Origin of the sequence: Streptomyces sp. UG1 (genome assembly GCF_049974585.1) — a bacterium.
In the GTDB taxonomy this organism is placed as follows: Bacteria; Actinomycetota; Actinomycetes; order Streptomycetales; family Streptomycetaceae; genus Streptomyces.
This window is the reverse complement of the sequence record NZ_JBNGGG010000056.1, coordinates 1-23,374: the sequence shown is the minus strand read 5'-3', so window position 1 is coordinate 23,374 and position 23,374 is coordinate 1. Positions and strand designations below refer to the sequence as shown.

Below are 23,374 nucleotides of genomic sequence, written 5' to 3'. Positions count from 1 at the left end.
CTAGGAAGTCGGTAACGGCAGAGAAGAGGTGATGCACGTGGCTCCGGTCGGCGGTACGGCAGTTCAGGACCACGTGGCCCTCGCCGAGATCGAGCTGTGCGGAGAGCTGATCATCGCGGCCTCGGCCGCCCGCGAGGAACGGCTCAGTCTGGAAAGCATCGACGAGGTGCTGCGCGTCGCGGAGGAGCGGAACGCCGCCGGTGAGTGAGCGGGACGCCGCCGGTAGCGAGGCGGACCTCACGTCCGCAGGAGCCGGCCGATCGCCTTCGTGGCCTCCTCCACCTTCGCGTCGATCTCCGCACCGCCCTTGAGGGCCGCGTCGGCGACACAGTGCCGCAGGTGTTCCTCCAGGAGCTGGAGGGCGAAGGACTGCAGGGCCTTGGTCGAGGCGGACACCTGCGTGAGTATGTCGATGCAGTAGACGTCCTCGTCGACCATCCGCTGCAACCCCCGGATCTGCCCCTCGATCCTGCGCAGCCGCTTCAGATGCTCGTCCTTCTGCTTGTGGTAGCCGTGGATGCCCCGGTCGTGGTCGGTCACCACGGTCCCGGCCGCCCCCGTCCCGGTCTCCTCGGAGGGCGCCGTCGCGCCGGCCTCGGTGGTCGTCATCGCGTCCTCCAGACGTGAACCGCATAAACAGCTTCGCATACCCCTACTGGGTATATCGTACCGGACTTTGCTGGGTATAGGGCCTGTGGCCGATGCCGCGAACGGCCGCTGGACTGGACCACTGGGCAGCCCCCGTGCCGACCACTGTGCCCCATGGGCGACACTGGAGGACGGCCCATTAGCCGTGGCCGGATGATGCCCTTAGCATCAGCCTGACCGAACCGACGCTTCTTGAGGACCCTCACGTGCGCTTTCGTCTGACCCCCCGGGAGACGAGCTTCTACGACATGTTCGCCGCGTCCGCGGACAACATCGTCACGGGCTCGAAGCTCCTGATGGAACTGCTCGGGGCGGACACCGCCGGCCGGGTCGAGATCGCAGAGCGTATGCGGGCCGCGGAACACGCCGGTGACGACGCCACACATGCGATCTTCCACCAGTTGAACTCCTCGTTCATCACGCCGTTCGACCGCGAGGACATCTACTCCCTCGCATCCTCCCTCGACGACATCATGGACTTCATGGAGGAGGCCGTCGACCTGGTCGTCCTCTACAACATCGAGGAACTCCCCAAGGGCGTCGAGCAGCAGATCGAGGTGCTGGCGCGGGCGGCCGACCTGACGGCCGAGGCGATGCCGAACCTGCGCACGATGGACAACCTCACCGAGTACTGGATCGAGGTCAACCGCCTCGAGAACCAGGCCGACCAGATACACCGCAAACTCCTCGCCCACCTCTTCAACGGCAAGTACGACGCGATCGAGGTCCTCAAGCTCAAGCAGATCGTGGATGTGCTGGAGGAGGCTGCGGACGCCTTCGAGCACGTGGCGAACACGGTGGAGACCATCGCCGTCAAGGAGTCCTGAGCCCACGCCATGGACACCTTCGCGCTGGTCGTGACCATCTTGGTCGCGCTCTTCTTCACCTACACCAACGGCTTCCACGATTCGGCGAACGCCATCGCCACGTCCGTGTCGACACGGGCGCTGACCCCGCGGGCGGCGCTGCTGATGGCCGCGGTGATGAATCTGGGCGGCGCCTTCCTCGGCTCCGGTGTCGCCAAGACCGTCAGCGAGGGCCTGATCCAGACACCCGAGGGCTCGAAGGGGATGGGCATTCTCTTCGCGGCCCTCGTAGGCGCGATCACGTGGAATCTGATCACGTGGTACTTCGGCCTTCCGTCGTCCTCGTCCCACGCGCTGTTCGGCGGCATGGTGGGAGCGGCGCTGGCAGGCGGGACGACGGTCTACTGGGACGGCGTACTGGAGAAGATCGTCATCCCGATGTTCGTGTCCCCGATCGTGGGCCTGTGCGCGGGCTACCTGGTGATGACGGCGATCATGTGGATCTTCCGCCGCGCGAACCCGCACAAGGCGAAGCGAGGTTTCCGCATCGCGCAGACCGTCTCGGCCGCCGGCATGGCCCTCGGTCACGGCCTCCAGGACGCCCAGAAGACGATGGGGGTCGTGGTGATGGCCCTGGTCATCGCCGACGTCGAGGACTACGGCGATCCCATCCCCCTGTGGGTGAAGATCGCGTCCGCCGTGATGCTGTCGCTGGGCACCTACGCCGGCGGCTGGCGCATCATGCGCACCCTCGGCCGCAAGATCATCGAACTCGATCCCCCGCAGGGCTTCGCCGCCGAGACGACCGGCGCGTCGATCATGTTCACCACGGCCTTCCTCTTCAAGGCGCCGATCTCCACGACCCACGTCATCACCTCGGCCATCATGGGCGTCGGCGCCACGAAGCGCGTGAACGCCGTCCGCTGGGGCGTCGCCAAGAACATCGTCATGGGCTGGTTCATCACGATGCCGGCGGCGGCGGCGGTGGCAGCCGCGGCGTTCGGGCTAGTGCATCTGGCGTTCCTGTAGAAACCACGCGACCCAACAGGGCCCGGCACCCAGCAGGACACCCCCCTCCCGACACCGACCCGATCTTTCATACCTGCGACGCCAACTGGTGGGAGCGGGTCCACGGACGCCGGACGGACCGGATGGCGGCCCCTGCGGGAGCCCGTCCTCGAACGCCGGACGGGCTGAGATGCACCGACCGGCATCGGAAGCGACCGTAAACGTCGGCCGGTCTGAAGGACACGGCTCGACACCGGGAAGTGCCCATCCCTCAACGCCCACCCACCCACGGGGCCCGCACCCACCACCGACGACCTCTCCTCAGCGCGAGCCCACACCCCCCGGCGTCCGGCGTCCGGCCTCGAGCGTCCGAGGAACAAGCTCCCGCCATCCCCAACGCCCACCCACCCAAAGGCACCGCACCCCTGCCGACGCCACCACCCAGCACTGCCCGCACCCCCCCGCCCACCCCACATCCGAGGACACGCACCCACCATCCCCAACCCCCACCCACCCGAAGGGGCCACACCCCCTGCCGACAGCCCCTCCTCAGCGCCGGTCGGCACAATCCAGCCCGTCCGGCGTTTGAGGACAAGGCCCCTTAAGGGCCGACAGCGGGGTCTGGGGGCGCAGCCCCCAGAGAGCACCCGGGGTCGAAGGGCGGAGCCCCTGGGATGGGACGGGTAGGGGCGGCGGGGGCGAGAATCCAAGGGCCGGCAAACGGTCGGTGCCTCATGGAACCCCACCCCTGCGCACCCCGTCTCGTTCCACGTATCCCCCAGGAGGCGACATGGAACGGCGTACCTTCATCGGCGGCAGCACGGCAGCAGCCCTCACCGCCCTGACGGCAACGGCCTGCTACGGCACCGACAGCAACGGCAACGGCAACGGCACAGGTACCCGCACCGGCACCCGCACACAGACCACCACCGCCAACTGGACCGCCCTCGCCCAAGACCTAGACGGCCCCCTCATCCGCCCGGGCGACGCCGACTGGAAGTCGGCCCACCAGCTCTACAACACCCGCTTCGACGCCCTGAAGCCCGCCGCAGTCGCCTACGTCGCCCACCCCGACGACATCCGCACCACCCTCGCCTACGCCCGCGCCCACAACCTCCGCATAGCCATCCGCAACGGCGGCCACTCCTACGCCGGCTGGTCCTCTGGCAACAACCGCCTGATCATCGACGTCTCCAAGCTCAACCGCATCCGCGTCTCCGGCAACACCGCAGTCGTCGGCGCCGGCGCGAAACTCATCGACGTCTACCGAGCCCTCGCCGCCAAGGGCGTCACCATCCCCGCCGGCTCCTGCCCCACCGTCGGCATCTCCGGCCTCACCCTAGGCGGCGGCCACGGCGTCACCTCCCGCACCTACGGCCTGACCTGCGACAGCCTCACCCAGGCCACCCTGATCACCGCCGACGGCAAGCAGCTCACCGCCGACGCCACCACCAACAAGGACCTCTTCTGGGCCCTGCGCGGCGCCGGCAACGGCAACTTCGGCGTCGTCACGGAACTGCGGTTCAAGACCCACCCCGCCCCGCAGGCCGTCACGGCGTACCTGACCTGGCCCTGGTCGAAGGCGGCCGCGCTGATCAGGTCCTGGCAGGAGTGGGGCCCGACCCAGCCCGACGAGATCTGGTCGGCCCTGAGCATCTCGAACCGCGCGGGCGGCACCCCGACCATCACCGTGGCGGCGTTCTCGCTGGGCACCTACGGCGAACTCAAGAACGCCGTGGACCGCCTGGCCGACCGCCCCGGCGGCCCCGGCCCCGCGACCAGCGTCTCGATCAAGCGCCGCTCGTACGAGGAGTCGATGGAGCTGTACGCCGGCTGCTCGTCCTTCGCCACGGACGCGCAGTGCCACCTCCCCGGCTCCACCCCGGGCCGCTCCCCGCAGGGCGCGCTGGGCCGCGAGACGTACACCGCCAAGTCGGACTTCTTCGACCGTACGCTGTCATCGACGGGCATCCAGACGCTGCTGAAGCAGATGGAGTCGGTCCGCGGCGGCTCCGGCAGCATCGCCCTCACGGCCCTCGGCGGAGCCGTCAACCGCGTCTCCCCCACGGCCACGGCCTTCGTACACCGCCGCTCCCGCATCCTGGCCCAGTACCTCGCGTCCTGGCGGGCCGGCACGACGGGCTCCACGGCCCAGTCCTGGCTGACATCGGCCCACAACGCGATGCGCCCGTACGCCTCGGGCGCCGCGTACCAGAACTACACCGACCCGACCCTGCGGAACTGGCGCAAGGCGTACTACGGGGATGCGGCGACGCGCCTGTCAAAGCTGAAGAAGCAGTACGACCCGGAGGGTTTCTTCACGTACCCACAGGCGCTGTAGCCCAAGGCCACAGAGCACAAGCCACACCACACACCACGAACCACAAACCACACACCACAGAGCACCGTCCGAGCCGAGCGCAGCTAAGCCGCCAGATCCCGCTCCTCGGCCCCTGCCCCCGCCCCCGCCGCCGCACTCTCGCTGTCCGCCCGCGCCCCCGGAATCAGCGCCTCCCGCCCGCCGCGCGCCCGGGACCGCCCGCTCGCCCTGATCAGCCACCCACCCCGCGACGACCGCTCGATCGCGGACATCAGCGGCGTCAGCAGGGCCATGGCCAGCGGCGACAGCAGCAGCGCGACGGCGGTGCCCAGGGCGAAGCCGCCGACGACGTCCGTCGGATAGTGCACGCCCATGTAGACCCGGCAGAACCCTTCGAGCAGCGCCAGCCCGATGCCGGCGAGCCCGAACTTCCGGTTCGCGACGAACAGCCCGACGCCCAGGGCCATGGCGATGGTCGCGTGATCGCTGACGAAGGAGTAGTCGGTCTTGCCGGTCACCAACACCTCCAGCCCGTGGTGGGACTTGAAGGGCCGGGGCCGCTCGACGAACCCCCGTATCGGCACGTTCACCAGCACCGCGATCCCGGCGGCCAGCGGCGCCCACACCAGCGCGGCCACCGACGAGGCGGCTTCGTCCTCGCCCCGCCGTCGCACGGACCACCAGCACCACACCACCAGGAGGACCAGGGCGAGCAGCAGCCCGTACTCACCGACGTAGCCCATGACCCGGTCGAACCAGTGCGGCGCGTCCTTGGCCAGGCCATTGATGTCGTAGAGCAACTCGACGTCGGGGTTCGACCCGGATTCTGCGAGTCCAGCCATGACGCTGCGGCCCCTTCGTCGTTCCTCCGGCGCACACTTGCGTGCGCCGCTCTTCCACCCCCGTGGTTGCAGATCCGCTGACGGCTACGACACCAGGAACGCACGGCCCCTGTTGATACGTTCCACACTCCACTGAATGATCACGCAGACGTTATCGAAGAGATACCCATCGCCGCAGCTCAGGGGGTGGGTTCACGCTCCGTCTAAACCGTCGTCGGCAGCGCTTTCGCGCCATCTTCGGTCACCCGGGTGGCTCCGAAGTAGTCCGGGGTGTCGATCGGGTCGAACCGGATCACAGCGCCCGGCCGCGGTGCGTCGATCATGTATCCGCCACCGACATAAATCCCCACATGCCGGATGGCCCGGGAGTTGTTGAGGTCGTCCGAGAAGAACACCAGATCCCCCGGCAGCAGTTCGTCCCTGTCCGGATGCGGCCCCGCGTTCCACTGGTCGTTGGCCACCCGCGGCAACGAGATCCCGACACTTTCGTATGCGGCCTTCGTCAGCCCCGAGCAGTCGAACCGCCCACCGTCCGCGGCGGTTCCGTCACCGCCCCAGAGATAGGGGGTGCCGAGCTTCTTCTGCGCGTAGTAAATGGCCCCGGCGGCCTGCTTGCTGGGGTCGACCCGGCTGACGGGCGCCGCGAAGCTCTCCTGAAGCGTCGTGATCGTCTTCACGTAGTTCTGGGTCTCCTTGTACGGCGGCACACCCCGGTACTTGATGACCGCGTACGCCCCGGCGTTGTAGGAGGCGAGCATGTTCCTGGTCGAGTCGCCGGGTACGTCCTTCACGTAGGAGGCGAGCTTGCAGTCGTACGACGCGGCCGACGGAATCGCGTCCTTCGGGTCCCAGACGTCACGGTCGCCGTCGCCGTCGCCGTCGATGCCGTGTGTGGCCCAGGTCCCCGGGATGAACTGCGCGATGCCCTGCGCCGCCGCCGGGCTCTTGGCGTTCGGGTTGAAGCCGCTCTCCTGGTAGAGCTGGGCGGCGAGCAGCGCGGGGTTGATGGCGGGGCACAGATTGCCCCACTTCTGCACCAGGTCCTGATAAGCGGCGGGCACGGCCCCCTTGGCCAGCGCCTTGGAGGCGCCGCCCATCCCGCCCGCGAGGTTCCCGGCGACGAGGTAGACCCCGATGACGAGCAGCATCACGAAGCTGAGCCCCACCGCGAGAGCGGAACCCGCCACGATCCATGCCTTACGCACCGTCAACCGCCCCTCACCCCGCCGGAGTCCGACCGCGCCAGTTTAGGAGCTTCCCCTGTGGGACTCGTCGCAATCGACACTCTCACCGACGCTCTCGCGGTACAGCGCGGCCGCCTCCGCTCCGAACACCACGCTGTACGACACATCGGCCGTGGCCCCGCCGTCCTCGTGCCCACCGAGCACGCCCACGACCTGCCCGTCTCCGTCGACCCATGGACTACCGCTGGTCCCGCCGCTGAGGCCGGGGCATGAGATGCGTTGTTGCGTACGGTTGTGAAGGTGGGGCTTGTTGCTGCAACTGACGGGCACCTCGCGGGAGTTGGGATACCCGGTGACGGTCACGGCCGTGGCCCCGACCGCCGTACCGACGACGAACCGATTCCCCCCGACCCTGTCCTCGACCCCCTCCCCACCCCGGTCCCGCACCACCGCGAACGCCACGTCACTGTCCTCGTCCCGCCCCTGCGCCCACCCGTCCGGCAGAAACCACTTCCCCACCCGCCACACCCCGTAGGGGGCCACACCGTCCCGGTAGCCGGGTACGAACACGATGTGGTCCGTCCTGCCTTCCAGGCAGTGAGCGGCGGCGACGATGAGATCGTGCCGAGGGCTGTGCACGACGGACGCAGTGCAGAAGTGGCCACCGCGCAGACGATCCTGCCGACCGGCCGCGAACAGCGCACCGACCCGCGCACTCTGCGCGCCCGCCACGGCGGTGACGGTCACACCGAAGGGACCGACCCCGGCGTCGGCGGCCGCGGCGGAGGCCGAGGGGACGGTGAGGAGGACGGCGGCGGCGTACAGGGACAGGCGTGGGGCGGGCTTCATCGGCGGCGGCATCGGGACCACTGTGACCGACGAAGGTGAGAGGAGCGTCAGACGCCCGCTGTCGCATTACCTGACAGGTCATCGACACCGACCAGACCCGCCTGCCAGGCTCTTCGGCATACGGACCCCAACCGGACGTAATCGAGCGGAACGAACAGCACGAACGACACGAACTGCATGAACTGCACGAACGGAAGGACACCATGCCCGCCTACGCCATCGCCCACCTCCAGGAATCCGCCCCGCACCCGGAGATCGCCGAGTACATCGAGCGCATCACCGCCACCTTCGAGCCGTACGGCGGCCGCTTCCTCGTGCACGGGACCCCGCACGAGACCAAGGAGGGCAGTTGGCCCGGCCACGTCGTGATGATCGGCTTCCCGGGGATCGCGGAGGCGCGGGCCTGGTGGGACTCGCCCGCCTACCAGGAGATCGCGCCCCTGCGCTCCCGGCACATCGCGGGCGACATCATCCTGGTCGAGGGCGTCCCCGACGGCTACGACCCGACGGTCACCGCGAAGGCCCTGCGGGACGCGCTGCCGGCCGAGTAGCGTCCAGTCCCTCACACCGTCAGCTCGGTCCGGCTCGACGCGGACGACACCGTGTCCTGCCGGATGTACCACTCACTGCCGAGGATCCGCTCGCGGACGGCCTGCGGAAATCCGGCCAGCAGCCCCGGCGCGGCGCCCCGCTCCACCTCGGTGCGATGGGCCAGTACGGCGGCCCACTTCCGCTCCAGCCAGGGGCGCGCGTCGACGGTCGCGCTGATCCACTCGTCCGGGACCGTGTTCATGCCCTTGCCCGCACGGGCCAGTTCGCCGAGCGCGTCGAGGGCCGAGTGGGGGTGCGTGGCCAGGTAGAGGGCGCTCGGCCGCCAGGGGTCGCCGGCGTCCGGGTAGAGCCGTTCGAGCCCGGCCGCCTGGACGGCGAGCGTGGTCAGGCGGTGGGTGTGCACATGGTCGGGGTGGCCGGTGATGCCGCCGTAGGCGTCGTGGGTGACGACGACCTCCGGCCGGAACCGCCGTATGTGGGCGACCAGTCGGCCCACCGCCTCGTCAAGCGGCGCGTCGCACAGCCGCCGGCTGCCCGGCGCGGAGTGCGGCACGCCGCCGTCGGCATAGCCCAGCATCCGTGGTCGCCCGGCACCCAGGATCCGCAGCGCCTCGGCGAGTTCGGCACCGCGCGGTGTGTCCGGGGTCCAGGTCGCGGTCACGACACCGGTACGCGCCCCCGCGTCCGCGTGCCGGGCGAGGACACCGCCCGAGAACAGGGACTCGTCGTCCGGGTGCGCGAACACCCCGAGCAGGCTCGGCATCGCCATCGCTCCCACCTCCAGGTCGGGCCTACCCCTGAGTGCGGAGTCTCAGGCCCAAGGTCATCGGCGGGACACTCGCACTCGCCGCCTGCGCACCGGCCGGCGTCGCGTCCGGCTTCGCTCCGCCGTGTCGGGCGGCGTCCTGCTGCCGCATCCCGGGCCGGAGGGCCTGGTGTGGGTGGAGGAGTGGACGGGGGACGGCGGTGTCGCGTCCGACGGCGCGTGGGAGAAGCTGCCGACCGTGCTCACGGTGGCGTGCGAAGGGACGGCGGTGTACGGGTGACGATGTCGCAGGAGTCGGAGGTCGCCGCGTTCACCATCGACTGCCCGGCCGGGGAGACCGGAGTGGGCTCGGTGACCATGGCCCCCGGCGTGGTCCGCCCCGGATCCTTCGTGATCGGCGTCGACACCTCGGCGGACACCATCCGGTGGGCTCTGACGGTGACTCAGCCGGAGTCGCAGGCCGGCCGGGTGGGCAGGCCGGGCAGGTTCATGGGCCCGACAGGGCTCACGAGCCCCAGAGGGCCGACGGCGTAGCGCGTACTAACGCTCGGCCGCCACCCGGCCCCGCCCCCGGTCCCGCTCCCGCTCCCCAGCCCCGCTCCCCGCCACCCCCAGCGTCCAGCTCACCCCAGTCAGCTCCTCCGACACCGTCCACAACCGCCGCGCCATACCCGCGTCACTGGCCGCCGCACTGCGCCCGACGAGCGTCGGCCCGCCCCGCAGCTCACCCAGCCCGTCCGGCCCGACGTAGCTCGCGCCGGGAAGGTCCTGCGTGGCGGCGTACAGCGTCGGCAGCGCGCCCGCCCGGTCGTCCTGGGCGAAGAAGCGGTTGCCGATCTTCATCAGCCCCCGCATCACCGGGCTCCCCGCGTGGCTCTGGAGGTTGGTGGCCGCATAGCCCGGGTGGGCGGCGAGGGCGCGCACCGGGGAACCGGCCTCCGTCAGCCGCCGCTGGAGTTCCAGCGTGAACAGCAGGTTCGCCAGCTTCGACTGGGCGTACGCGCGGTTCGGGTCGTAGCCCGACGCGAAGTCGAGGTCCTCGAAGCGGATCCGCGCGCCGAACCAGCGGTGCGCGCCGGACGACAGCGTCACCACCCGGTCCGTGACGTACGGCAGCAGCAGGTTGGTCAGCGCGAAGTGTCCGAGGTGATTCGTGCCGAACTGCATCTCGAAGCCGTCCGCCGTGCGCTGCCGCGGCACCATCATCACGCCGGCGTTGTTGACCAGCAGATCCAGCGGCCGCCCCTGCCAGCCCTCCGCGAACTCCCGTACGGACGCAAGATCCGCCAGGTCCAGCCGCCGCACCTCGGTGCTGCCGTTCACCGTCGCCGCCGCGGCCCGGCCGCGCTCGAGGTCCCGTACGGCGAACACGACGTGCGCACCCGCGCCGGCCAGCGCATCGGCGGCGGTACGGCCGATGCCGCTGTTGGCCCCGGTGACGACGGCTGTACGTCCGGTGAGATCGGGAAGGCGGGCCGCGTCCCACGCCTTGGCCCTGCTCTTGCTCCTGCTCTTGCTTTCCGCATTCTCAGTCATACAACCGAATGTAGGCGCCGCCAACAATGCTGTCAATGACAACAATGGTGACGGCGCCAACAAAGTAGCCGAAGGCAACATCGAGCTACGATGGTCCACATGCCCGAGACTCGCCCCTACCATCACGGAGACCTGCGCGCCGCCCTGCTCGCGGCAGCGGAACGCACCCTGCGTGAAAAGGGCGTCGCCTCCCTCTCGCTGCGTGAACTGGCCCGCGAGGTCGGCGTCAGCCACGCCGCCCCGGGCCGGCACTTCAAGGACAAGCAGGCCCTGCTCAACGCCCTGGCCCTGGCCGGCTACGAGCGACTCGGCCAGGCCCTGAGCGCCTCCGAGGACCCCGCACTCCCGCTGGAACCCCGGCTCACCGCACTCGCCCGCGCCTACCTGGGCTTCGCCATCGACAACGCCGAGCTCCTGGAGCTCATGTACGCCCGCAAGCACGACCCGGACGCCTCGGAACAGATGGCCGCCGCCGTCGAGCGCACGGTCGGCAGCCTCGAACGCGTCCTCGCGGACGCCCAGAAACGCGGCGAGATCATCGAGGGCGACCCCGAGGAACTCAACCTCGTCACAGGCGCCGCCCTGCACGGCGTGGCCGCCTTCATCGCAGGCGGCTGGCTGACACCGGAGGCGGCCCTGACGGGCGTGGAGAACCTGGTCCACCACTTGCTGCACGGCCTCAAGCCCCGCTGACGATCACCCGGGCGGAACCGCCGCCCGTACCCTCCTGCCGAAAAGGCCAGGCCAGTCACGCGTTGCCGACGCCGGTCTGGGGCCAGGCCCTGAGTGCCGCCGCACGCCCCGCAGCCCGCCCTCTCCGGCGACGAGACCCCTCAGCTCAGCCCGAAGGCCCCCCGCAGCACACCGACCGCCTGCCCGATGGCAGCCCCCGCGGCGTGCGTCTCCCGCAGGGCGTTGAGCATCACGAAGTCATGGATGATGCCCTGATACCGCACCGCGGTCACCGGCACGCCGGCCTCCCGCAGCTTGTTCGCGTACGCCTCCCCCTCGTCCCGCAGCACATCCGCCTCGGCGGTGACGACGAGCGCCGGCGGCAGCCCGGCGAGCTGCTCCACGGTCGCCCGCAGCGGTGAGGCGGTGACCTGGGCCCGCTCGGCCGCGTCGGTCGTGTACTGGTCCCAGAACCACTGCATGGCGTCCCGGCGCAGGAAGTACCCCTCGGCGAACTGCCGGTAGGACCCGGTGTCGAACGACGCGTCGGTGACGGGGTAGAAGAGCATTTGCTGCACCAGCGGAACATCACCGCGCTCCTTGGCCAGCAGCGTCAGCGCGGCACTCATGTTGCCGCCCACCGAGTCACCGGCCACGGCGATCCGCCCGGCGTCCAGGCCGTTGGCCGCGCCCTCGCGGACGACCCACTGGGCCACGGCGTAGCTCTGCTCGACGGCGACCGGGTAGCGCGCCTCGGGCGAGAGGTCGTACTCGGGGAAGACGACCGCGGCACCCACGCCCACGGCCAGTTCGCGCACCAGCCGGTCATGGGTGTGCGCGTTGCCGAAGACCCAGCCCGCGCCGTGGATGTAGATGATCACCGGGAGCGTCCCGGTGGCCCCGGCCGGCCGTACGACACGGGCCCTGACCTCGCCGGTCGGCCCGCCGGTCACGGTGACCCACTCCTCGTCGACGTCCGGCTTGGCGATCTCCCCGGACTGCACCTCGTCGACGGTCTTACGGCCCTCGGCCGGACCCAGGTCGAACAGGTACGGCGGGTTCGCGGTGGCCTCGACGAAGGCCTGGGCGGCGGGCTCCAGGACGGGGCGGGCGGGGGTGGTGGGCGCGGTGTCGGTCATGGCGATCTCCTCGGATCGGGGTGCCGCGCGCCCCACGCATGCGGGCAGGTCCACCCGGCCTGGTACGGCCGGGTCCGGCGGCACACAATGAAAGTAGCGCGCTATTTAGTCGTGCGCAACTTATTAGTGCTCGATGAGTTGGCCCTCGATAAGATCGAGCAAACCCACGAAGAGCAACCAAGAGCGACCACGAGCGACCAAGCGCAGCCAAGAGCGACGAAGAGCCAGGAGCGAGCCCATGACCCCATCGTCCGAACCGGCCACCGAATCGGCCACCCGGGAAGGCTCCCTCCTCCTGGACGACCAGCTCTGCTTCGCGCTCTACGCCGCCTCCCGCGCCGTGACAGCGCGCTACCGCCCCCTCCTCGACACACTGGGCCTGACCTACCCCCAGTACCTGGTCATGCTCGTCCTCTGGGAACAGGACTCCATCTCCGTACGCGACCTGGGCACCGCCCTCCAACTGGAGTCCAGCACCCTGTCCCCGCTGCTCAAGCGCCTCGAAGCCGGCGGCCTGCTGCGCCGCGAGCGCCGGCGCGACGACGAACGCTCCGTCGCCATCCGCCTCACCGAGGCCGGCGCCGAACTCCGCGACCGCGCGGCCACCGTCCCCCTCGCCATAGGCGAGGCGATGGGCCTGACCCCCCGACAGGACGCCCAGGCCAAACAGCTCCTGCGCCTACTGACGACGAACGTCACAGAGGCCCACCCCCGCTGACAGCCCGTCACGCCCCACGACCCCGGCTGCGACCCACCGGCACCCGGCCAACCACCCCGGGATAGCCTTCACCCGCAGAACACCGGCACGACCACTCACCCGACCAGCCGTCAGAAACGGCACCCGAGGGTGAAGAGGGCTAACGACGCGACCACACGACAGGTTCCGCCCAGGCCTCGTTGCCCGGGGTGACCTGCCGTGATACACAGAGTGACCGTACGAGCTATTCGTACGAATCCCGCCCATCAATGACGCCAAGTCGACATACGGCGGCGACAATGTCGGCGAGAATCAACGACAATGAGGCCTGACCTCTGCGCACCGCAGGGGATGCGGAACTACCCACCAGGGGCGGTGACTTACATGCTCTTTGCGGCCGATAAGGGCGACATCAACACCATCATCGGCGGGATCGCTCCGGACTGGGGCCCCTTCGGCAGCCTGGGCAACGAGGCCAAGGTGATGATCGAGGTCGTGATGGCCGTGGCCATCCTGATCTGTCTCGGCATCGCCATCTGGGGTGCGGCCAAACAGCGCATCGGCGCGACGGCGTTGCGCGACACCTTCAGCGCCGAGCAGGGCAAAGGTCTCATCATCGCCGGCCTGACGGGCGTCTTCATCATCGGCTCGCTGGGCACGCTGTTCACCATCGTGTACGGCATGGCCGTCTAGCCCCGAGACCTCTCACCCCCTACCCCTACCCCCTGCCCCCTCCGTCCGCTCCGGGCACGCCCGGCCCTCCTACTCCTCCCCCACCCACCCGTCGTGCTCACCGGCTGAGGTTGCGTCTCCCTGATGTCGAGTCACCACACCGCGCCCATGCGGGAACCAGCACGGCTACGGTCGTACTCCAACGTGTTTCCGTCCGACGTCGAGGGGGCGTACGCGGCATGAGTCTCGGAGACGAGCGGGATCCCTCCGGCGGCTACGGAGGCACCGGGCAGACCCGCACCCGGCTGCCCGACACCAGCGGCGACGTGTACGGCGGCGCGCGCCGCCCCGGCCGCTCGTCGTCCCGGAGCCTGGTCACCGTCGTCGGCGTGGTGGTCCTCCTCATCACCGCGATCGCCTTCGCGAACCGTGGAGGCGACGGCTCCGGTTCCGCGGGCGGGGATGAAAACGAGCCGAAATCCTCGACGACGGCGGCGAGCGGGACCCGACCGGTGGACGGCAAGGCGGCGGGGATTCCCGGGGGGTTCGCTCGGGATGAGCAGGGGGCGCAGAGCGCGGCGGCCAACTTCTCCGTGGCGCTGGGGTCGGCGGACATGTTCAACACGGCCAGACGGCACGAGATCGTCAGCACGGTCTATGCCCCCGATGTAGCCGCCAAGCGGCAGGCGGACCTGGACAGCGCGTACGCCAGCGAGAAGTTCCTCGCGAACATCGGTCTCGACAAGAACGGTGCCGCGCCGTCGGGCCAGACCTTCGTCTCCCGAGTCATCCCGGTGGGCACCAAGACCACGTCGTTCAGCGCGAGCACCGCCACCGTGGAGGTCTGGTACACGTCGCTCTTCGGCCTGTCCGGTGAAGGTTCGACCAACCCGGTGTCCGAGAGCTGGTACACCACGACCTACGAGCTGAAATGGGTCGGCAATGACTGGAAGGTCACCGACTTCCAGCAGAAGGACGGTCCAGTGCCGGTCGGGCGAGACCAGCGGGCCTCCTCGGCCGACGACATGACGAAGGCCGTTGAGGAGTACGGAGGGTTCACGTATGCGCGCTAACCGCCGCTTCCTCAAGGTCGCCGGGGCCCTCACGGCCGTCCAGGCGACCGCCGTTCTGCTGGCCACCCGCGCTGTCGCCGCACCCACCCCTTCGCCCACCCCCTCGGGGAGCAGCGACCCCTGCGACCTGATTCGCGGCCCCGCCAAGGACTACTGCGAAAAAGACAACGGCGGCTCCGGCAACCGCTCCGGCGGCCCCTCCCTCACCGACCCCACCTCCACCCTCGACCCCCTCTCCTCCCTCGCCAAGGGCTGTGCGGACGCCGCCTCCTGGACCGTCGACAAGCTCAGCGAGGCCGTGAAGGAAACCGCGAGCGTCGACTTCACGAACCTCACGTTCCTGAAGCACTACGCCGTCGTCTTCGCGGCCTCGACGATCCTCACGCTCCTCCTCTGGCTGCTCGCGGTCGCCAAGCGAGCCGTCCGCGGCGTGCCGTTCACCACCGCCCTGTCGGAAGCCATCGGGTTCCTCTGGCTCACGGTGCTGGCCTCGGCCTTCACCCCGCTCATCCTCTACACCATCGTCTCGGCCACCGACGCCGTCAGCGACGTCCTCGCGAAGACCACCGGCAACCAGACGGACACCTTCTTCGGCACCTTCTCCGAGGCCCTCAACAAGGGCAACGACATCGGCGGCGGCCCGATCATGCTGATCATCGTGTCGCTGATCAGCATCCTCGCCGCGGGCGTCCTCTACCTCGAGCTGTACCTGCGCGCCGTACTGCTGTACGTCGGCGCCCTGCTCGGCGTCGTCGTCTACGCGGGCCTCGTGGACAAGAACCTGTGGGGCCACGTCCGCCGCTGGGCCGGCATCATGATCGCGGTCATCCTGGTCAAGCCGGTCATCGTCATCGTCCTCGGCCTCGCCGGCGCCCTCGCCACCGAAGAGGGCCCGGACTCCCTCGCCGCCGTGGTCTCCGGCCTCGCCATCATCCTGCTCGCCATCTTCGCGAGCGCGATGATCTACCGCTTCGTCCCCGGCTTCGGCGACGAGATCGCGAACACCCGCAACAACCGCATCATGCGCGGCGCCGAGAGCAAGGCCGCCGCCGTCATCAGCTCCCCGGCGACCCTCGTGGCCCAGGGCATCAAGACCCACAGCTCCCGCGCGGACAGCAACAGCGGCGGCGGCCAGTCGAACACCCCCCGCCCCACGAACCCCGCCTCCGGCGGCGTCGCCGCACACAGCGCGCGCCCCGCCGGCGGAGGCGGCGGATCCGCCCCCTCCACCGCACCCGCGCCCCGCTCGGGCAGCCCCGTGAACACCCCCCACGCCAGCAATACCCGCAACAGCAGCAGCAATCGTTCAGGAGGTGACGGGCGTTGACGACTCAGTCCCATGTGTCCCATCCGGTCACGCCCCGCCGTACATATCTGATCGGCCGCGCCCGGCCGAACGCGATCGTCGGCCGCAACCGCGAGACCGGCGAGATCGCGCTGATCATCGCGGGCGCGTTCCTCGGCATGATGTGCGGACTCCTCGTCCCCGTCCTGTCCCTGCGCATCGTGCTGCTCATGGGCTTCCCGATGCTCGCGCTGGCCGCGGTCTACGTGCCGTACAAGCAGCGGACCATCTACAAGTGGTTCGAGATCAACCGCAGCTACAAGCGCACCCTGCGCCAGGGCACCGCCTACCGCTCCGCCGCCATGGAGGCCGGCACCGGGCTCGACGGCCGCGAGGTCGAGGTGGGCCCGCCGCCGGGCATCGGCCGTATCTCCTGGCTGGCCGCCCCGTTCGGCCCGGACGAGATCGCCGTACTGCTGCACGCCGACCGCCGCACCGTCACCGCCGCCATCGAGATCGAGGGCCCGGGCGTGGGCCTGCGCGACTCCGAGGACCAGGAAGCCCTCGTCGACCGCTTCGGCACCCTGCTGAAGCATGTCGCCAACGGCGACGGCTTCGTGACCCGCCTTCAGATGCTCGCGCGCACCCTCCCCGCCGACCCGGACGCCCACGCCAAGGACGTCGCCGTACGCGGCGACGACCGCTCCCCCGCCTGGCTGCAGCAGTCGTACGACCAACTCCAGTCCATGGTGTCGACGAGCAGCGAGCAGCACCGCGCCTACCTCGTCGCCTGTATGCACTACACCCGCGAACTGGCCGCCGAGGCCATCGCGATGGCCCGCGCCGCCCGCCCGCACGGCGGCGGCAAGGTCGACCGGGACGCGGGCCTCGCGGTCGTCATGGCGCGCGAGCTGACTGACATCTGCTCGCGCCTGCAGGAGGCCGACATCCGCGTACGGCAGCCGCTCGGCCAGGGCCGGCTGTCGTCGCTCATCCACTCCATGTACGACCCCGACCACCCGATCGACCACATCCAGGCGATGACGAAGCGCAACGCCTGGCCGGCCGAGCTCGACGCCATGGAACCGACGTTCCTGCAGGCGAAGACCCGGGAGTCCACCACCCGCGCCCCCTGGTGCCACGCCACCGCCTGGGTCAAGGAGTGGCCGATGACCCCGGTGGGTGTGAATTTCCTGGCGCCCCTCCTCGTCCACACCCCGGACGTCATCCGCACGGTCGCCGTCACGATGGACCTCGAACCCACCGAGGTCGCCATCGAGCGCATGCTCACCGAGAAGACCAACGACGAGGCCGAGGCCAGCCGCGCCGCCAAGATGAACCGCACCGTCGACCCCCGCGACGTCGCCGCCCACAACCGCCTCGACCAGCGAGGAGAAGACCTCGCGAGCGGCGCGGCCGGCGTCAACCTGGTCGGCTACATCACCGTCTCCTCCCGCTCCCCCGAGTCGCTGGCGCGCGACAAGCGGACCATCCGGGCGTCCGCCGGAAAGTCGTATCTGAAGCTGGAGTGGTGCGACCGCGAGCACCACCGGGCATTCGTGAACACACTCCCCTTCGCCACCGGCATTCGGAGGTAGGACCTGATGCGGGACCCGCTGTCCGTCCTCACCGAGGCCTTCACGTCCTTCCTCTTCGGGAAGGTCGAGACGACCCGGCTGCCGGTGCGCACGTCCACGGGCCAGGCCCAGGCGGTCTACCTCCCCACCGCCGCCCCCGGCCTCGGCGACTCGGGCGTCATCATCGGCCGCGAGGTGTACTCCGGAAAGGGCTACATCTACGACCCCTTCCAGCTCTACGGCCAGCAGCTCCCCGCCCCCCACTGGCTGGTCCTCGGCGAGTCCGGCAACGGCAAGTCGGCCCTGGAGAAGACGTACGTCCTACGGCAACTGCGCTTCCGCGACCGCCAGGTCGTCGTCCTGGACGCCCAGGGCGAGGACGGCGTCGGCGAGTGGAACCTCATCGCGCAGGAGCTGGGCATAACTCCCATCCGGCTGGACCCGATGGCCGCCCTGGACCACGGCATCCGCCTCAACCCCCTCGACCCGTCGATCACCACGACGGGCCAGCTCGCGCTGCTCCGCACGATCATCGAGGTCGCGATGGGGCACGGCCTGGACGAGCGCTCCGGCTTCGCGCTCAAGGTCGCGCACGCCTACGTCAACGAGACGATCGTCGAACGCCAGCCGGTGCTCAGCGACATCGTCGAGCAGCTACGGCACCCCGAGCCGGAGTCGGCCGAGGCGATGAACGTCGCCATAGACGACGTACGGGCGTGGGGGCTCGATGTCGCCCTGGTGCTGGACCGTCTGGTCGACGGTGACCTCAGGGGCATGTTCGACGGCCCCACGACGGTCGGCATCGACCTTGACGCGCCCCTCATTGTGTTCGATTTGTCCCACATCGACCGCAACTCGATCGCCATGCCGATCCTGATGGCGATCGTCGGCGTATGGCTGGAACACACCTGGATCCGCCCCGACCGGAAGAAGCGCATCTTCCTGGTCGAGGAGGCCTGGCACATCATCAACAGCCCCTTCGTGGCCCAGCTCTTCCAGCGCCTGCTGAAGTTCGGCCGCCGGCTCGGCCTGTCCTTCGTCGCCGTCGTCCACCACCTCTCGGACGTCGTCGACGGCGCGGCGGCGAAGGAAGCGGCCGCGATCCTGAAGATGGCTTCCACCAGGACGATCTACGCCCAGAAGGCCGACGAGGCGAGGGCGACGGGCCGGGTGCTGGGCCTCCCGCGCTGGGCGGTGGAGATCATCCCCAGCCTCACCCCGGGCATCGCGGTGTGGGACGTCAACGGCAATGTCCAGGTCGTCAAACACCTGGTCACCGAGACCGAACGCCCCCTCGTCTTCACCGACCGCGCGATGACCGAAGCGGCCACCGACCTCACCGACGACGCCCTGCGCGCCGCCGAGCTGGAGGCCGAGGAGCGGGCGGCGGCCTTCGTGGAGCAACACCTGGGCGACTCCGAATCGACGGTGGCGTAGGGGGCAGCGTGAGACCGGACCACGGCCGGGAATACCGGGGCCACCGGGAAGAGGGCCGAAGCGGCAGAGACGGCCAGGGCGGCGTCCCCGACGGCCTGCTGATCGGCATACTCGCCTTCCTCCTCGGCATGACCCTGCTGGTCTGGACGGCGACGGGCCTGGCGGCGTGGTTCGCCCACGGCACCTGGCCGACCGGAGTCACCTTCACCCGCACCCCCCTGGCGATGCGCTCCCTGATCGCCGAGCCCCACGACATCCCGGGAGCCTGGCCGGACACACCGGCCGGGCAGCTTTCGGGTTACGGCCTGTTCTGGGGCCTGTTCATCGGCCAGTTGATGGTGCTGGTGGTGCTGACCGTGTTCGTCATGGGGACGGTGGCACGGTGGCGTGCGGTCCGGGCGGCGCGGCGCACGGGAGCGAGGGCAGTCGAGAAGGCTCCCCCGCCCGCGGCCCCGGAGCCGCCCCAGCACGAGGTACCGGCACCCCGGACCGAGGCCGAGCCGACGAGGACGTGGCAACCCCCCACGACGGCGACGGAGCACATCGAAGAGCCGCCACCCGTCCCCGTGCCTGCGCCTGTGCCCGTGCCTGCCGCGGCGCACCCCACCCCACCGTTCGCCGAACCGTTGGCCGGCCGGGAGAAGATCCTCGTGGCCCCGAAGGAAACCCGCCACCAGACCGCGACCCAGGCCGTGCGCGACGCCGAGGGCCCCGCCCTCGTGGTCACCTCCAACCCCGCCCTCTGGGAGGACACCAAAGACGCCCGCGGAAAACTGGGCCCGGTCCTCCTCTACGACCCCACCCACCTCTGCGACACCCCGGCCCGCCTCCACTGGTCCCCCACCACGGCCTGCGAGGACAAGCAGACAGCGGCCGCGCGAGCCACCGCGCTCCTCGCCCCGGTCCGCCCCACCTCCCGCCTCGACCAAGCGGTCAGCGACACCGCCGAGACGCTGCTGCGCAGTTGCCTGCACGCCGCCGCCATCGACGGCCGCACCATCCGCCACGTCCACCGCTGGTCCCAGGGCACCCAGATCCAGGACGCCGTACGCATCCTCCGTACGAACCCGAAGGCCGCCCCGGGCTCGGCCGGCGAACTCGAGGCCGCCCTCACGGCCCACCCCGAACGCCGCGACATGGCCCAGGAGTTGACCACCAGAGCGCTCTCCGCCCTCTCCACGGTCAACATCCGCGAGGCCTGCACTCCAAACCGAACTGATGCCCTCACCTTGGATTCCTTCGTCCACGAAGGGGGCACGCTTTATGTGGTGGGTGAATCCATCGAGGACCCCCGAGCCAACCCGGGCGCCATGCCACTGTTGACGGCCCTCGCCGCAAGCGTGGTCGAGCGCGGCCGGCGCATGGCCGAACGGTCATCCTCCGGTCGCCTCGACCCACCAATGACGTTCGTCCTCGACGACGTCGCCGCCGTGGCTCCGCTTCCCCGGTTGCCGGAGCTGCTGGCCACCGGAGCGGACCGGGGCATGCCGACCCTGGCCCTGCTCCGGTCCCGCGAACAGGCCCGCTCCCGCTGGCCGCACGACGAACTGCCCGTCTGACGCCCGGTCAGGGCCGCTCGAGGACGAACTCCAGCTCCTTCTCCTCCGGCTTCCCGGACAACGGCACGACCAGCCCACTCGGCACGAACCCGGCCCGCCGGTAGAACCGCTGGGCCCGCCCGTTCTCCTCGTGCACGATCAGCCGCACCCGCTCGGCACCCCGCGCCCAGGCCCACTCCAGCCCGGCGTCGAACAGCACGTCGGTCAGCCCACTGCCCCGCTCCTCGGGCCGCACGAACACGCCGACGACATGCCCCTGCTTCCGCTCCACCGGAAACCCGGCCCAGTCGGTCGCCCCCGGCTCCTCGACCAGCACCGTCAACGTCCCGACCCAGCCCCCGTCCGGCCCCTCGGCCACGATCTGCTGCGCCCCGTCGGCCCCCTCACAGGCCCGGGCGGCCCGCTCCTGCCAGAAGGAGTCCGGCCGGGCGAGAGCCTCCTCGTACGTCTCCAGAAAGGCGAGCGGCGCGAGGGGATCCCGCAGCGCGGCAAGCCGCAACTCCTTCGCGGCGGCCCACTCGTCGGCACGTATCGACCGGATGACGTAGGCCCCGGGGCTCATGGTCCACATGACGGCAACGGTAGTACCCGGGTACGACATCCCTCACCCGGAATACTGCCCAGGGCTCTGGGACAGCCCGCCAAGATCACGCACGATGGACGATGTGACGGAAGAGCGAGCGACGCAGGACCCTGCGGCCGAAGGGCGGGCGGCGGAACCCCTCACCCAGCACATCCAGCGCATCAGCCGGCGCATCCGGGCCTTCGACCACCGCCACCCGCTCGTATGGGACCTGCACCTCACCGGCTTCTGGGTGACGGCCGCTCTGATCGACTACTACGGCGGCGGCTGGCTCAACGTGGCCCGGGACCGCGACAACCCGGGTTGGCTGGTCCTCGCCCTCAGCCTGGGCCTCTCCATCCCCCTCCTGGGCCGACGAGCCCACCCTCGCGCCATCCTCCTCGCGCTGGCCCCCCTCGCTCTGGTCAACGCCTGGACCGGCATCGCCCTCCAGGCGGTGATGCTCCAGCTCCTGGTCGTCTTCCACATCGCCCTGCGCCGCCCCGCACGCAACCTGTGGTGGGCCACGGCCGTGATCACGGCCCCCGTCGCGGTGATGGCCGCCCGCCATCCACAGGGAGGCCCCGACCAGGACATCGCCCCCGTGCTGATGTCGATCGCGGTGGCCGCGGCCATCGGCATCACCGTCCGCACCCGCCGCGACTACACCGAGGCCCTCGAGGACCGCGCCCGCCGCCTGGAGATCGAACGCGACCAGCAGGCCCAGCTCGCCGCCGCGGCCGAACGCGCCCGCATCGCCCGCGAGATGCACGACATCATCGGCCACAACCTCTCCGTCATCACCGGCCTGGCCGACGGCGGCAAGTACGCGGCCGCCAAATCCCCCGAACGCGCCACCCAGGCCCTGAACGCCATCGCCACCACCAGCCGCCAGGCCCTGGGCGAACTACGCCGCCTGCTCGACGTCCTGCGCGAGGACGAACAAACCCGAGCCCCCAACCCGGAACTCACCCCCCAACCCACCCTCACCGACCTGACCCAACTCATCGAAGGCGTACGCGCCGCAGGCCTCCCGGTCCACACCACCATCCACGGCAGCCCGACGCCCCTCTCCCCAGGCCGCCAGCTCACCGTCTACCGCGTCATCCAGGAGTCCCTCACCAACACCCTCAAGCACGCCGGCCCCGGCACACGCGCGCACATAGAGCTGTTGTACGAGGAGAAGGGCGCCGTCACCGCGACCGTGACCGACACCGGCAACGCCGACCCTGACCGCACAGCCCGCACACCTCGTGGCAGAGGCCGTCGCGGCCTGCCCGGAATGCAGGAGCGAACCGCCCTGTACGGCGGCACACTTGAGGCCGGCCCTCGCCCGCACCCCGAGCAAGGCTGGCGCGTCCACCTTCACCTCCCGGAGGAATCCCCGCAGTGACCACCGTTCTCATCGCCGACGACCAGCCCCTCCAGCGCCTCGGCTTCCGGATGCTGCTGGAGAGCCAGGACGACATGTCCGTACTGGGCGAGGCGGCCAACGGCAGCGAGGCGGTCCGCATGACCGCGGAACTGCACCCCGACGTGGTCCTGATGGACGTCCGCATGCCCGGCCTCGACGGCATCGAGGCCACCCGCCGCATCACCGCCGCCGGCGACCGCACCCGGGTGCTGATCCTCACCACCTTCGACCTGGACGAGTACGCCTACGCCGGCCTCCGCGCAGGCGCCTCCGGCTTCCTGGTCAAGGACGCACAACCGGAGGAACTCCTCTCCGGCGTCCGAGCCGTAGCCACCGGGGACGCCGTGGTGGCCCCCAGCCTGACCCGCCGCCTACTCGACGCGTACGTCCACCATCTACCGCCCAAAAGCCCCACGGACGACCAGCAGCCCAGCGCCCTGGATCCCAGGCTCTCCCCTCTCACCGACCGCGAACGCGAGATCCTCACCGTCGTGGGCAGAGGCTGGACGAACACTGAGATAGCCACCCGCCTCCACCTGGCCGAGTCCACGGTGAAAACCCACGTCGGCCGCATCCTCGCCAAGACGGGCTCGCGGGACCGAATTCAGGCGGTGATCCTGGCCTACGACACGGGCCTCGTAAATCCGTCCTGAAACGCGAAAAGGCCCACGCCATACGGCGTGGGCCTCTCCTCAAAAATTGTTCGGCGGCGTCCTACTCTCCCACAGGGTCCCCCCTGCAGTACCATCGGCGCTGTAAGGCTTAGCTTCCGGGTT

26 protein-coding genes and 1 rRNA gene are annotated in these 23,374 nt (G+C 70.0%); 17 read left to right on the top strand and 10 right to left on the bottom strand.

From position 1 onward, the window contains the following. The first annotated feature begins 31 nt into the window (after positions 1–31). Positions 32–208: a hypothetical protein gene (locus ACP4J3_RS44140; RefSeq protein WP_426542741.1), complete on the top strand. Its 177-nt coding sequence runs from the start codon at positions 32–34 to the stop codon at positions 206–208. A gap of 29 nt (positions 209–237) precedes the next feature. Here ACP4J3_RS44140 and ACP4J3_RS44135 read toward each other — a convergent pair whose 3' ends face one another. Then, positions 238–609, bottom strand: coding sequence for a metal-sensitive transcriptional regulator (locus ACP4J3_RS44135; protein ID WP_426542739.1), 372 nt, complete (start codon positions 607–609; stop codon positions 238–240). Positions 610–854: 245 nt separating this feature from the next. Here ACP4J3_RS44135 and ACP4J3_RS44130 point away from each other — a divergent pair, with 245 nt between their 5' ends. From ACP4J3_RS44130 to ACP4J3_RS44120, 3 genes are all read left to right on the top strand, one after another. After that, complete coding sequence (locus ACP4J3_RS44130; protein ID WP_426542737.1) at positions 855–1,475, top strand: DUF47 domain-containing protein; 621 nt, start codon at positions 855–857, stop codon at positions 1,473–1,475. A gap of 9 nt (positions 1,476–1,484) precedes the next feature. Beyond that, positions 1,485–2,483, top strand: a complete 999-nt coding sequence (locus tag ACP4J3_RS44125; protein WP_426542735.1) for an anion permease — start codon at positions 1,485–1,487, stop codon at positions 2,481–2,483. A 769-nt stretch (positions 2,484–3,252) separates the two neighbouring features. Further along, positions 3,253–4,803 (top strand): FAD-binding oxidoreductase, encoded by a 1,551-nt coding sequence (locus tag ACP4J3_RS44120; protein WP_426542733.1) that lies wholly within the window; start codon positions 3,253–3,255, stop codon positions 4,801–4,803. An 83-nt stretch (positions 4,804–4,886) separates the two neighbouring features. Here ACP4J3_RS44120 and ACP4J3_RS44115 read toward each other — a convergent pair whose 3' ends face one another. The 4 genes from ACP4J3_RS44115 to ACP4J3_RS44100 all read right to left on the bottom strand — a co-directional run bounded on the left by ACP4J3_RS44115 (position 4,887) and on the right by ACP4J3_RS44100 (position 7,845). Then, the gene (locus ACP4J3_RS44115; protein ID WP_426542731.1) at positions 4,887–5,624 is read right to left on the bottom strand and encodes a phosphatase PAP2 family protein; all 738 of its coding nucleotides are present in this window, start codon (positions 5,622–5,624) and stop codon (positions 4,887–4,889) included. Between the two features lie 203 nt (positions 5,625–5,827). Beyond that, on the bottom strand, positions 5,828–6,835 hold the full coding sequence (locus ACP4J3_RS44110; protein WP_426542729.1) for an NlpC/P60 family protein: 1,008 nt from the start codon (positions 6,833–6,835) through the stop codon (positions 5,828–5,830). 36 nt (positions 6,836–6,871) lie between these two features. Then, positions 6,872–7,669 carry a trypsin-like serine peptidase gene (locus tag ACP4J3_RS44105; protein ID WP_426542727.1) on the bottom strand — a complete coding sequence of 266 codons (798 nt, stop codon included), beginning with the start codon at positions 7,667–7,669 and terminating at the stop codon, positions 6,872–6,874. A 35-nt stretch (positions 7,670–7,704) separates the two neighbouring features. Beyond that, positions 7,705–7,845, bottom strand: a complete 141-nt coding sequence (locus ACP4J3_RS44100; RefSeq protein WP_426542725.1) for a hypothetical protein — start codon at positions 7,843–7,845, stop codon at positions 7,705–7,707. Positions 7,846–7,860: 15 nt separating this feature from the next. On the opposite strand from ACP4J3_RS44100, the gene ACP4J3_RS44095 reads away from it, so the two are divergent. Beyond that, a complete protein-coding gene (locus ACP4J3_RS44095; protein ID WP_426542723.1) occupies positions 7,861–8,208 on the top strand; it encodes a DUF1330 domain-containing protein in 348 nt (115 codons plus the stop codon). A gap of 11 nt (positions 8,209–8,219) precedes the next feature. Here ACP4J3_RS44095 and ACP4J3_RS44090 read toward each other — a convergent pair whose 3' ends face one another. Further along, the gene (locus ACP4J3_RS44090; RefSeq protein WP_426542721.1) at positions 8,220–8,978 is read right to left on the bottom strand and encodes a PIG-L deacetylase family protein; all 759 of its coding nucleotides are present in this window, start codon (positions 8,976–8,978) and stop codon (positions 8,220–8,222) included. A 121-nt stretch (positions 8,979–9,099) separates the two neighbouring features. On the opposite strand from ACP4J3_RS44090, the gene ACP4J3_RS44085 reads away from it, so the two are divergent. Both ACP4J3_RS44085 and ACP4J3_RS44080 read left to right on the top strand, forming a co-directional pair. Further along, the gene (locus ACP4J3_RS44085) at positions 9,100–9,255 is read left to right on the top strand and encodes a hypothetical protein (protein ID WP_426542719.1); all 156 of its coding nucleotides are present in this window, start codon (positions 9,100–9,102) and stop codon (positions 9,253–9,255) included. Beyond that, positions 9,252–9,509 carry a hypothetical protein gene (locus ACP4J3_RS44080; protein WP_426542717.1) on the top strand — a complete coding sequence of 86 codons (258 nt, stop codon included), beginning with the start codon at positions 9,252–9,254 and terminating at the stop codon, positions 9,507–9,509. Before ACP4J3_RS44085 ends, ACP4J3_RS44080 begins: the two co-directional genes overlap by 4 nt. Before the next feature lie 6 nt (positions 9,510–9,515). Here the strand turns inward: ACP4J3_RS44080 and ACP4J3_RS44075 are convergent, their stop codons facing one another. Continuing rightward, entirely contained in the window at positions 9,516–10,511 is a 996-nt protein-coding gene (locus tag ACP4J3_RS44075) for an oxidoreductase (RefSeq protein WP_426542715.1), read from the bottom strand. Between the two features lie 90 nt (positions 10,512–10,601). Between ACP4J3_RS44075 and ACP4J3_RS44070 the strand changes: the two genes are divergently transcribed. After that, positions 10,602–11,204 (top strand): TetR/AcrR family transcriptional regulator, encoded by a 603-nt coding sequence (locus tag ACP4J3_RS44070; RefSeq protein ID WP_426542713.1) that lies wholly within the window; start codon positions 10,602–10,604, stop codon positions 11,202–11,204. A gap of 140 nt (positions 11,205–11,344) precedes the next feature. Here the strand turns inward: ACP4J3_RS44070 and ACP4J3_RS44065 are convergent, their stop codons facing one another. After that, entirely contained in the window at positions 11,345–12,322 is a 978-nt protein-coding gene (locus ACP4J3_RS44065; protein WP_426542711.1) for an alpha/beta hydrolase, read from the bottom strand. A gap of 238 nt (positions 12,323–12,560) precedes the next feature. Between ACP4J3_RS44065 and ACP4J3_RS44060 the strand changes: the two genes are divergently transcribed. The 7 genes from ACP4J3_RS44060 to ACP4J3_RS44030 all read left to right on the top strand — a co-directional run bounded on the left by ACP4J3_RS44060 (position 12,561) and on the right by ACP4J3_RS44030 (position 20,622). Next, entirely contained in the window at positions 12,561–13,040 is a 480-nt protein-coding gene (locus ACP4J3_RS44060; RefSeq protein WP_426542709.1) for a MarR family winged helix-turn-helix transcriptional regulator, read from the top strand. Between the two features lie 363 nt (positions 13,041–13,403). After that, the gene (locus tag ACP4J3_RS44055; protein WP_004000049.1) at positions 13,404–13,712 is read left to right on the top strand and encodes a hypothetical protein; all 309 of its coding nucleotides are present in this window, start codon (positions 13,404–13,406) and stop codon (positions 13,710–13,712) included. A gap of 218 nt (positions 13,713–13,930) precedes the next feature. After that, positions 13,931–14,764 (top strand): hypothetical protein, encoded by an 834-nt coding sequence (locus tag ACP4J3_RS44050; RefSeq protein ID WP_426542707.1) that lies wholly within the window; start codon positions 13,931–13,933, stop codon positions 14,762–14,764. Next, positions 14,754–16,091 carry a hypothetical protein gene (locus tag ACP4J3_RS44045; protein WP_426542705.1) on the top strand — a complete coding sequence of 446 codons (1,338 nt, stop codon included), beginning with the start codon at positions 14,754–14,756 and terminating at the stop codon, positions 16,089–16,091. The genes ACP4J3_RS44050 and ACP4J3_RS44045 overlap by 11 nt, the downstream gene beginning before the upstream one ends. After that, positions 16,088–17,647, top strand: a complete 1,560-nt coding sequence (locus ACP4J3_RS44040) for an SCO6880 family protein (protein WP_426542703.1) — start codon at positions 16,088–16,090, stop codon at positions 17,645–17,647. The genes ACP4J3_RS44045 and ACP4J3_RS44040 overlap by 4 nt, the downstream gene beginning before the upstream one ends. Before the next feature lie 6 nt (positions 17,648–17,653). Then, on the top strand, positions 17,654–19,063 hold the full coding sequence (locus tag ACP4J3_RS44035) for an ATP-binding protein (RefSeq protein WP_426542701.1): 1,410 nt from the start codon (positions 17,654–17,656) through the stop codon (positions 19,061–19,063). A gap of 8 nt (positions 19,064–19,071) precedes the next feature. Further along, positions 19,072–20,622, top strand: coding sequence for a type IV secretory system conjugative DNA transfer family protein (locus ACP4J3_RS44030; RefSeq protein WP_426542699.1), 1,551 nt, complete (start codon positions 19,072–19,074; stop codon positions 20,620–20,622). A 7-nt stretch (positions 20,623–20,629) separates the two neighbouring features. On the opposite strand, the gene ACP4J3_RS44025 is transcribed toward ACP4J3_RS44030, so the two are convergent. Further along, positions 20,630–21,193 (bottom strand): GNAT family N-acetyltransferase, encoded by a 564-nt coding sequence (locus tag ACP4J3_RS44025; protein WP_426542697.1) that lies wholly within the window; start codon positions 21,191–21,193, stop codon positions 20,630–20,632. Between the two features lie 85 nt (positions 21,194–21,278). Between ACP4J3_RS44025 and ACP4J3_RS44020 the strand changes: the two genes are divergently transcribed. Both ACP4J3_RS44020 and ACP4J3_RS44015 read left to right on the top strand, forming a co-directional pair. Next, positions 21,279–22,577: a sensor histidine kinase gene (locus ACP4J3_RS44020; RefSeq protein ID WP_426542695.1), complete on the top strand. Its 1,299-nt coding sequence runs from the start codon at positions 21,279–21,281 to the stop codon at positions 22,575–22,577. Beyond that, positions 22,574–23,251, top strand: a complete 678-nt coding sequence (locus ACP4J3_RS44015) for a response regulator (RefSeq protein WP_426542693.1) — start codon at positions 22,574–22,576, stop codon at positions 23,249–23,251. The genes ACP4J3_RS44020 and ACP4J3_RS44015 overlap by 4 nt, the downstream gene beginning before the upstream one ends. A gap of 48 nt (positions 23,252–23,299) precedes the next feature. On the opposite strand, the gene rrf is transcribed toward ACP4J3_RS44015, so the two are convergent. Then, positions 23,300–23,374, bottom strand: a 5S ribosomal RNA gene (gene rrf, locus ACP4J3_RS44010); the annotation flags it as partial.